The sequence below is a fragment of the Clostridium sp. HMP27 genome (assembly GCF_000765165.1).
Lineage (GTDB): Bacteria > Bacillota > Clostridia > Clostridiales > Clostridiaceae > Clostridium_AK.
In genome coordinates, this window is record NZ_JMFY01000038.1 from 36898 (window position 1) to 47520 (window position 10623).

Annotated in this window: 10 protein-coding genes; 8 read left to right on the forward strand and 2 right to left on the reverse strand. The window is 28.3% G+C overall.

From position 1 onward, the window contains the following. Nucleotides 1–128: 128 nt before the first annotated feature. Entirely contained in the window at nt 129–2717 is a 2589-nt protein-coding gene (locus DP68_RS19060; protein WP_052085856.1) for an EAL domain-containing protein, read from the reverse strand. A 265-nt stretch (nt 2718–2982) separates the two neighbouring features. Beyond that, nucleotides 2983–3405, reverse strand: coding sequence for a GNAT family N-acetyltransferase (locus tag DP68_RS15960; RefSeq protein ID WP_035311301.1), 423 nt, complete (start codon nt 3403–3405; stop codon nt 2983–2985). A 276-nt stretch (nt 3406–3681) separates the two neighbouring features. On the opposite strand from DP68_RS15960, the gene DP68_RS15965 reads away from it, so the two are divergent. From DP68_RS15965 to DP68_RS16000, 8 genes are all read left to right on the forward strand, one after another. Beyond that, on the forward strand, nt 3682–5514 hold the full coding sequence (locus DP68_RS15965; protein ID WP_035311302.1) for a HAMP domain-containing histidine kinase: 1833 nt from the start codon (nt 3682–3684) through the stop codon (nt 5512–5514). Nucleotides 5515–5523: 9 nt separating this feature from the next. After that, nucleotides 5524–6102, forward strand: a complete 579-nt coding sequence (locus DP68_RS15970) for a response regulator (protein WP_035311303.1) — start codon at nt 5524–5526, stop codon at nt 6100–6102. Between the two features lie 17 nt (nt 6103–6119). Then, nucleotides 6120–6659: a hypothetical protein gene (locus DP68_RS15975; RefSeq protein ID WP_035311305.1), complete on the forward strand. Its 540-nt coding sequence runs from the start codon at nt 6120–6122 to the stop codon at nt 6657–6659. Nucleotides 6660–6675: 16 nt separating this feature from the next. Then, nucleotides 6676–7074, forward strand: coding sequence for an NAD-binding protein (locus DP68_RS15980; protein ID WP_035311328.1), 399 nt, complete (start codon nt 6676–6678; stop codon nt 7072–7074). Between the two features lie 32 nt (nt 7075–7106). Next, on the forward strand, nt 7107–7757 hold the full coding sequence (locus DP68_RS15985; protein WP_035311306.1) for a TrkA family potassium uptake protein: 651 nt from the start codon (nt 7107–7109) through the stop codon (nt 7755–7757). A 122-nt stretch (nt 7758–7879) separates the two neighbouring features. Then, nucleotides 7880–9406 carry a potassium transporter TrkG gene (locus DP68_RS15990; protein ID WP_035311307.1) on the forward strand — a complete coding sequence of 509 codons (1527 nt, stop codon included), beginning with the start codon at nt 7880–7882 and terminating at the stop codon, nt 9404–9406. Next, the gene (locus tag DP68_RS15995) at nt 9385–9867 is read left to right on the forward strand and encodes a hypothetical protein (RefSeq protein ID WP_035311309.1); all 483 of its coding nucleotides are present in this window, start codon (nt 9385–9387) and stop codon (nt 9865–9867) included. Before DP68_RS15990 ends, DP68_RS15995 begins: the two co-directional genes overlap by 22 nt. Before the next feature lie 22 nt (nt 9868–9889). After that, nucleotides 9890–10570 (forward strand): Crp/Fnr family transcriptional regulator, encoded by a 681-nt coding sequence (locus tag DP68_RS16000; protein WP_035311311.1) that lies wholly within the window; start codon nt 9890–9892, stop codon nt 10568–10570. Nucleotides 10571–10623 lie beyond the last annotated feature (53 nt).

The following is a 10623-nucleotide window of genomic DNA, read 5'->3' on the forward strand; positions in this document are numbered from 1 at the left end:
CGGCAGCGAGTTTAGAAAGTTTAGGTGATTTAAATTCAGGGATATTAGAGCTTCTTTACGAAGTGAACGCTTTCTTAAATGTAGAACCTATACTAAAGATTTAACATTAAAAACGTCGTAATATCTTTTTAACGTATAATAGGTGCTGTCATTAAATTTCTGTTATCTATGACTTCTAAAAACTCAGAAACTTCTTCAAAAGGCATAGGCTTGCTATAATAGTAACCTTGGATTTCATCACATTTTTGCTTTTTAAGTAGTGTCCATTGTTCTCTGGTTTCAACACCTTCAGCAATTACTTTAAGTTTAAGATTTTTAGCAAGAGATATAACTGTATCGACTATAGATTTAGAATCCTCATCACTCACCATGTCACGGATAAAACATGCGTCTATCTTTAAGGTGTTTATTTTAAAATGTTTTAAATATTGTAAGGAAGAAAAGCCTGTACCAAAGTCATCTAAGGAGATACTAACTCCCATCGAATGAAGTTTGTTAAGTATATTAATTGTAAGAGCTACATCTTGAACAGCTATGCTTTCTGTAATTTCGAGTTCAAGCCATTTTGAATCAAGACCTGTTTCTTCTAATATTTTTTGTACTTTATAAGCAAAGTTAATATCAAGAAATTGCTTTACTGAAAGATTTACAGCAACTTTAACAGGTTTAATGCCCATATCTTGAAGTGATTTATTTTGTGTACAAGCTTCTCGTATAGCCCATTCTCCAAGTTCGATAATAAGGCCTGTTTCTTCAAGAATCGGTATAAACTTAGATGGGGGCATTATGCCAAATTGTGGGCTATTCCATCTTAAAAGTGCTTCCATTCCTATTACACGTTCTGTATTTAAAGATTGTTGAGGTTGATAGTAAAGCATAAACTCATTATTTTTAACTGCATGCCTAAGACTACTTTCCAATTTTAAGTTCTCATTTAATTCCTCATTCATTGAGTTATTGAAGAACTTATATGAACTTAATCCAGAGTTAAGTTTTGCTCTATACATTGCCATATCAGCATTTCGTACAAGTGAAGCATAGTTTTCTCCATCCCTTGGATAAACTGAAATTCCAATGCTTACACCAATATAAAATTCTTTGTTTTTAAATACAAATGGAGTAGATAACGCAGTTATTATTTGATCAGCTATAATAGCTAAGTCACTTTCTTCACTTATATTAGGTACTAATATTGTGAACTCATCGCCCCCCATTCTAGAAAGTGTACCAAGAGAACCTATAGCTAAATTAATTCTCATTGAGACCAACCTTAAAAGTTCATCTCCAAAATGGTGCCCCAGGGTATCATTAACAATTTTAAATCTATTTAAATCTAGAAGCATAACTCCAAAGGTTTTATTATCACCAGCAGCAACTTCATTAAATTTATCATTAAAGGCAATTCTATTTGGAAGTTTAGTTAAAGGATCCTCATAAGCCATAGTTTCAAGAGCATGTCTTGCTATATTGACTTGATTAAATTTCTCCTTTAATTTATCTGAAGTTATTTTAAAGTTTTCAATTAAGCTAGTATACTCATGGACTAAGCTTGAATTCCAGTTTATAATCTCATTATTAAAAATCTTATTTGGTAAATTTGCAGTTGTAATGGTAAGTTCTTTTATAGGCTTTGTCAATGCGTCGGAAGCTATTAATGCTAATGCAAGTCCTAAAATAATTAAAAGTGTTATAATAGATAAGGTTTGAATAAAGAAGTATTCCATTTGTTCGTAATAAGATTTAATGGGTGTTTCTATAATAACCCGAAATTTAGTATTATCAATAGTAAGTTTTAATTCTTTGACAACTAAGGAATATTTCCACCTACGCATGGGAGATAAATTTTTATATGTAGGAGACAACAATATTCCATAGTTCCCTAAATATATATTAGATTTTTCATATCCTGAAATAGTGTAGTTAACTGAAAGGTTCCTATTAGGATTTCCAACAGATATAACTTTATATTTATCATCAGTTAGAGTGACAGATTGATTGTTACCAAAATAGTCAGTATTTATGGCTTCATAAAGTGAATTAATATTTATGGATTTTGTAATTATAAATTCTGATCTCTTATTTATCTTATATTCTAGATCTTTTAGTGTATCAGTGAGTTTAATTTTATAAATTATAGTGGTAAGAAGTATAGAAGGAATTAATATACAGCCTGCAACTATATTAAAAAATATTCGACTTACTGGTATCAAAGAATTTTTAGTACACTTTATAACTTTCCTTTTAAGTTGAAAATGGGTTAAAATTATGCTTGCAAAAAATGAATTTAATATACCATTTATAATTGCTTTTAAACAAATTATAATCATGTGAGAAAACTCTGCATCAAATATAAATTTCGAAGAAATTGCAGATATAGGCACACCAATAAAAATCCAAAATATTAAATCGCTAACTATTAAGTATTTATTTCGTTTCTGTAATAGAAAAACTATAAGTATTTCTAAAGGAAATATGATAAGTGAATCCCATCTATTTAATAAAGGATAGTTATGCAAGCTTGCCAATATACTTATAACAAAGGCAGGAATAGGGCCGTATATGTCCATAATTAAAAATATGGCTATACTTCCCAAGAAAACGTATAAACCTAGAAATAAATTTATTGCAAAATAATTTAATGCAATAGCTAAAGTGGATAAAATGAAGAAATAAATTATTGACCTTTTATTAATAATCAAATCTTTATTGTATAACAATTTCACCCACTCCTAAACTGTATAATAATGATTTAATATGTATAAATCAGCACATCTTAATTTATTAAGATGTTTCATGCATGATTTATAAAAATCTATGATTTTGTTATAAATCAGCACATCTTAATTTATTAAGATGTTTCATTATAATGTTAACATATTATGAAAATTTTAGGAAGTTATTTTATGTAGAATAGAAGATTTGATTTAAATAATTTATCGAAATTGTTCTTTGATTATAACTTATAAAATAAGATCCTTTTTATTATTCAGTAAATCCCTTAAGCTGCATTAACTCAGCATTTTTAAATAGTGCCATACCAGTTTTCATCTTTTTAAAGCCTAAACTTTCATAAAATCTTTCTTTACCAATAGCTGCATATAATATGAAATTACACTGAGGAATGGATTCTATTATATTTTCAATAATCATTTTCCCAATACCCTTTCCTTGATACTCTGGAATTACTGCTACATCATAAATTCCAGCTTGATAGGCTCCATCTGAAAGAACTCTTCCAAAGCCAACTAGCTTATCCTCATCATAAACAAACACTACAGAGTAACTATTGTCAAACGCTCTTTTATGAATCTCTGCATCAAAATATCCCATTCCAACTTCCTTTAAAATATCAGGTACTAAGTTCCAATTTACGTTAGATGAGTCATGTGTGATTCTTAAGTTCATTAGTAATACCTCCAAAAGTTTTAATTTAGTATATACAATTTTATCTTAACAAATAATAGTATTAAATTGCATATAAATATAAAATTACTTATAAAAACATTTAAAATCTGAATAAAAATCATATATTTAATTTTCTTATGTACTAAGAGCAATGTAGTGAAATTATTTTTAAATTATATACAAATAAGTCTTTATTACTTTCTTTAGTGTAGGTATATAAGATTGATGGTATATTGTAATGTCATTATACTTAATAGTGTTTTAGGAGTGATATTTATGATAAAGGGTTTAAAACAAAAGTTAACTACTATATATCTAGTACTTGTATTAATTATTGCAATGGTAGGGGGATCAGGTGTAGTTACACTTAGCAATTTAAAAGGTGCTGTAGAGGGACTTATGATAGCAAATTATAAAAGTATTAATGCAGCTAATAATATGATGGAAGTACTAGAGAAGCAGAATATAAATATTATCAATTATATACACATGGGAAATTCACAAATTACAAAGGAATTTTACAACAATAGTAATGAGTTTTATGAATGGTTCAATATAGAGTCAAGTAATATAACAGAAACAGGAGAAAGGGAATATGTAGAACAAATAAAAAATGAATATGTAGATTTTATGAGGCTATTCTCAAAACTTCAAGAAATAAGAAATACAAAAGGAACTGAAGAAGCTTTAACTTTTTATGATAATGAGGTTATATCTTCCGTTACTTTAATTAGGAAAGATTTAAGGGGGATATCTACAGTAAATGAACAAGTGATGTTAAAAAATAAGGATTTGGTTACAGGTGATGTAAGAAATTCAACGCAATTTATTTTGATATTATCCATAACTTCGGTATTAGGAGGTTTTTTCCTATCAATATTTTTGATAAATAAATTTTTAAAGCCTATTTATTTATTAACAGAAACTATTAAATTAGTAAAAGAGGGAGATTTAAATCAGCAAACTCCTGTTATTTCAAATGATGAGATAGGTGTACTTGCCAAAGAATTTAATAATATGATTAAGAGACTCCAAGCTTTTGAACAAAGCACTTTAGGAAAGCTTATGGAAGAAAGAAATAAGTCCATAACCATAGTTAAGAGTATATCCGATCCATTAATAGTGTTAGATACTAATTTTAAAGTAATGGTATTGAATAAAGCTTGTGAAAAATTTTTTAATATAAAAGAAGATAAGGCTATAGGAAAACACTTCTTAGAGGTTATAAGGTATGGAGAATTATTTGATTATATATGGGAAACTTATGAAGGAAATGAAGAAACTACTCCAAGGATAATGACTATAAAAAATGATAATAAAGAATACTACTTTAATATAACTCTTTCTGTTATAAAAAACGGATTGTCAAATATAAACGGCATTATAGTATTCCTTCAAGATGTAACTGAATTAAAAGAGTTAGAAAAGATGAAAAATGACTTTGTATCCTCTGCTTCTCATGAATTTAAAACTCCACTTACATCACTTATGATGGGGGCAAGTCTCTTAATGGAGAAAAATATGGGAGTTATAAATGATAAACAACAAGAAATTGTAAAAACTATTCAAGAGGATGCAGATAAACTTTTAAATTTAGTAAATAATCTTTTAAAGCTTTCTACAATGGAATATGATAAGTCTTTGTTTAAGCTTAAAGAAGAAAATATTGAAGATATAATTAATAATTCGGTGAAGGATTTTTACAAACTAGCTGAAAGTAAAAATATAGAAATATATCTTGATATAGAAAAAAAATTACCCAAAGTAATGGTAGACTTTGAAAAACTTACATGGGTAATAAATAACTTATTAAACAATGCAGTGAAGTTCACAACATCAGGAGATCAAATATATATAAGCAGTTATAAAAATCATAGCAAAATATTTGTATCAATTAAGGATACAGGTATAGGAATATCAGAAGAGTATTTAGATAAAATTTTTGATAAATTTGTTCAAGTTAAGGGGCAGGACTCAAGTAATTCAGGCACAGGGCTTGGACTCGCTATTTCCAAACAAATAGTGGAAGTACATTCAGGGGAAATTTGGTGTGAAAGTGAATTAGGGAAAGGAAGTAATTTTATCTTTACTTTACCGATAAAAAATTGAGGTGAGAAAATGAAAAAAGCTTTAGTAATAGATGATACTAAGAATATAAGAAATTTATTAACAACTTGTCTTGAGATGAATAACTATGAAGTTATAACAGCTAAAGGCGGAGAAGAAGCCGTTAATGAATTTAAGAGACAAAAGTTTGATATAGCTTTTTTAGATATAAAGATGCCTGAAATAAGTGGTACAGAGGTATTAAGACAAATAAGAAGTTTAAACATTAATACACCTGTTATAATAATGACAGCTTTTGCTACAGTTAAAAATGCAGTGGATTGTACTAAACTAGGAGCGGTAGCGTATTTGCAAAAACCATTTACCTCAGAAAAGATTAAAAGTTTATTAAATGAAATTGAAAAGGATGAAACACTAATTACAGATATAAGCGGCTATATTAGTTATTCTAAAAAGCTTATAAAGGAGAATAAGCTAGAAGAAGCATTGAAGTTTTTAAACAAAGCATTAGCCGTGAAAGCTAACGATGGGCAAATATATTATTTGATAGCAATATGTTACAAACGCATGGGCAAAGAAGAAGAATGCAGGAAGTTCTACAAAGCAGCTCAAGTTTTTGATTATAAATAGTGTAAGGAGATTTGATTGTGTTTAAAGATTATTGTGATTTTAATCGTGAATGTATTATAAATTTGGTTGGAAATATAACCCAAGGAGAATATGGAATAAATAAAATACAAAAAATATTTTTAATAGCCAAAAACAATATAGAATATGATATGTTCTGTAATTTGCAATATGCATCTGAAACATTAGTGTTTGCAAGGGGAGATAATTTAGATAAAACATTACTCTTATATACTTTATTAATATCGGAAGGATTTGATTGTAATTTATGTTATGCAGTGGTTAAAGATAACTCAAAATTAATAAGTAAAAGTGGTAAAAATATAAAATGGTTTTATGTAACAGTAAATTACTTTGGAAAGTTAATTGAATTGGATTGTAGTTTTGATAGAAGCTTTATGAATGCAGCAAAAATAAGATATATTTCCAAAGGCGTAGATTTTAAATTAGAGAATTATATTTATGAAAATGAAAAGTTATTTAATGTAGTTAAAAGGTACTCTATAAATATGGAAGAAAGAAATGATGAGTTTTATGAGTTTGCTTGTACAAGCTATTAAAATGGAGGAGCTATATATGCACGTTATAATTGTAGGTTGTGGTAGATTAGGAAGTACCATAGCAAGATATTTAGGAGAAGATGGACATGATGTGGTTATTATAGATAACGATAGAGAAAGGCTTAATAATGTAGAAAGCTCATTTAATGGAATAAAGATAAAAGGAATAGAATTTGATACAGATACTTTAATGGAAGCCGGAATAGATAAAGCAGATATATTTTTAGCACTTACACCAGATGATAATAAAAATATAATGGCATGTAAAATAGCAAAGGATATTTTTGGAGTTAAAAAAGTTATAGGAAGAGTTAGTAATTTAAATATGGAAAGTGCTTATGTAGATCTAGGTATAGATGTGATAAATCCAATTAAGCTAGCAGTAAATAGTTTAAATAAAAAAATGTTTAGTTAAATAAGTTTATTATTTAAAAGGAGATTTTTGATATGAAAGCACTTGTAGTTGGGGGAGGAAAAGTAGGGTACTATTTAGTAAAAACCTTAAAGAGTAAGGGATATAAGATAACTCTTATAGAAAGAGATAAGGATTTATGCAACAAAATTGCTGAGGAGTTGGAAATAGACGTAATATATGGTGATGGAACAGATATAGAGGTCCTGAGAGACGCAGGTATATATGATACTGAAATAGTAGCAGCAGTAACAGGAAAGGATGAGGAAAATTTTACTATATGCCAAATAGTAAAAATGAAGTTTTGTTATTGTGAAACTATTGCTCGTATAAACAACCCTAAAAATAGACAAGTATTTAAGGCTTTAGGTATCGATAAGACTGTATGTAGTACAGAAGTAATTGCAAATCTTATAGAAAGCGAATTAAATAATAACAAAATAAAGGTAGTACAACCACTAGATAAAGGGGAAATGATTTTAGTAGAGGCTGTATTAGATGAAAAGAGCAAGTGGAAGGATAAAACTATAAGTGCTATTGATGCACCACAGGGATGTGTAATAGTATCAATCTACAGAAATGATAAAATTATATATCCTAAAGGAAGCATAGAATTAAAAGAGGGAGATAAGGTATTTATAGTTATCAGTATGTCCAATAAATGCATTTTAGAAAAAATACTTTAAGGAGGAACATTCGTGTTAAATAAAAAAGAGATATTAAATGGAGTAATAATGGAAGTTATATTCACGTCTATACTTGTAAGTACGGTATTTATGATTAATGCTATTATAATGAGGTAAGTGATATGATAAAAACAAAACACGATAATTTAAAGTTGATATTATATTATACAGGATATATTATTTTGGGAATTGCCATGCTTATGTCAATTCCCTTAATTACAGCTATAGTCTTTAGGGAGTGGAATGTAGTACTAGATTTTATTATAAGTATGAGTATTTCTGTAAATATAGGCATTTGTTTTATAATGCTCTGTAAGAAAAGTAAGGATAATATAAAATTTGAATGGAAACATGGTCTTGTAATAGCAGCCTTTTCATGGATTATATTGACCATATTATGTGCCATACCCTATTGGTTAAGTGGAAATTTCAAACAATTTATTGATGCTTGTTTTGATGTAATGAGTGGATTTACTACTACAGGGCTTGTACTGATACAAAATCTAGACCATGTATCTTATGGCTTAAATATGTGGAGACATATAATAACTTTTGTAGGTGGTCAGGGAATGGTAGTAATGGCATTATCTTTTCTTGTAAGAGATACTGTTGGAGCCTATAAGATGTATGTTGGAGAAGGAAAGGATATAGAATTAGTACCTAATGTAAAAGGTACTGCTAAAATTATATGGATTATAAGTATGATATATTTGGTTTTGGGAACAGTTTTTCTATGGGTTAATGGGATTTGTATAGGAATAAAGCCTGTATCAGCTTTTTTCCATGGATTATTTATATATATGTCAGCTTGGAGTACGGGAGGATTTGCTCCTATGACTCAAAATTTAAATTATTATCATAGCTTAAGTTTTGAAGTTACATCAATTATATTTTTTACAATAGGCTCCTTTAATTTCGGACTTCACTATGCTATTTGGCAAGGAAATAAAAAAGAGATTGTTAAAAATATAGAAACTCAAAGCTTTTTTATAACAGCTATTTTAGCTAGTTATTTTGCAGTTATAGCATTGAATAAGTTACAAGTTTATGATAATCCAATATCTATGTTTAGAAGAGTAGTATACAACATACTTTCAGCCCATACTACCACTGGTTTTGGCAATATATATGCAAGACAATTTGCTTTGCAGTGGGGAGACTTTGGATTAATTATAATAATTATTGCTATGCTTATAGGGGGATCGGCTTGTTCTACGGCTGGAGGATTTAAGGGTCTTCGTATAGGAATTTTATTTAAAGGGTTAATAGGAGAAGTAAAAAGGCTTTTAGTTTCAGAAAGAAAGATAAATATAGTGAAGTATCATTATATTAAAAATAATGTTTTAACGGATGGAATTATTAAAAGTTCTGCTATAGTAGTTATATGCTATATAATTCTTTTTATATTGGGAACAGCAATAGGAGTATACTATGGATATCCATTAGTTAGTGCAGCTTTTGAATCTGCATCTGTAGCAGGAAATGTAGGTTTGTCTATAGGAATAACAAATGCAGATATGCCATATTTAATGAAACTATATTATATAATTGCTATGTATCTTGGAAGGCTTGAATTTATGTCTGTATTTGTTTTAGTGGGATTTATTATTGGAGGTATTAAGAACATATGTATAAGATGTTTAAAATAATTTTAGTAACAATATTAGCGATATTTATGACTTTTGCAGTATCAGCTGAAGAAAACATAAGCTTGAATGATTTAATAGAAAGATATAAACAATATAATAATAAAACTGTAGTTGTTACTGGGGAAGTTATAGGGGAGCAAATGAAAAGAGGAGAATATAGCTGGATAAATATAAATGATGGAACAAATGCTATGGGGATTTGGATAAAAAATGATCTAGACGAAAATATAAAAATATTTGGTAGTTATAAGAATAAAGGTGATATAATTCAAGTAAAAGGAGTATTTCATATAAATTGTGTAGAGCATGGCGGAGATATAGATATACATGCAGATAGTTTATCTATTGTAGAAAGGGGATATAATATTTTTCATCCTATCCAATCTACTAAAAAAACTGTTGCAAGTATTTTAACTATAATAAGTATGATCTTAATATTTTTATATTATAGAGTAAAATAAATTTAAAATGGAGATATAAAATATGGACTTGGGAAAATATATTAATGACATAAATATATTTAAGGAAGTAAATAAGGAGGCTCTGAAAGCTTTAACAGAAAGAGCTAGTATACTAAAGCTTAAAAAAGGTGAAAATCTCTTTATGGAAAAGACAGAAGTTACTAATATATATATTGTAGTAGAAGGAAATGTAGTGCTTTATAGATTATCTGAAGGTGGACAAAAGAAGATAGTGTATATATTAGGAAAGAATTATGTAATAAATGAAGTTATAATGGATGGTAAATTTGCATCGATTAGTGCAGATGCCTATGAAACTTCGTTAATTTTATCAATACCTAAAGATAATTTTATGAAAGCAATGAGTGTTGATTGGGATTTCAATTATAAGATAATATGCTCCATGTCTAAAAAAATAAGAAGACTTTATAGACAGCTTAAAAATACTGTTCCTTTAAAAATAGAAAGAAAGGTAGCAGCAAAGCTTTGGAAGTTATCTAAAGACTATGGGAAAACTGTTAAAGAGGGAGAAGAAATAGCTTTAAATATTACTGTAAACGATATAGCAGAAATGCTTGGAAGCTCCAGAGAAACTATATCTAGAGCAATTAAAGAACTTAAGGAACATGAACTCATAGTTACAGATAAAAGAAGAATAATAGTAAAAGACAGAGAAAAGCTGGCAGAGTTTTTTAGGAAATAGAAAACAGACAAAGTGTTTTTAGGTGCCATCAAAAGGTACTAGGAAATGTAGAA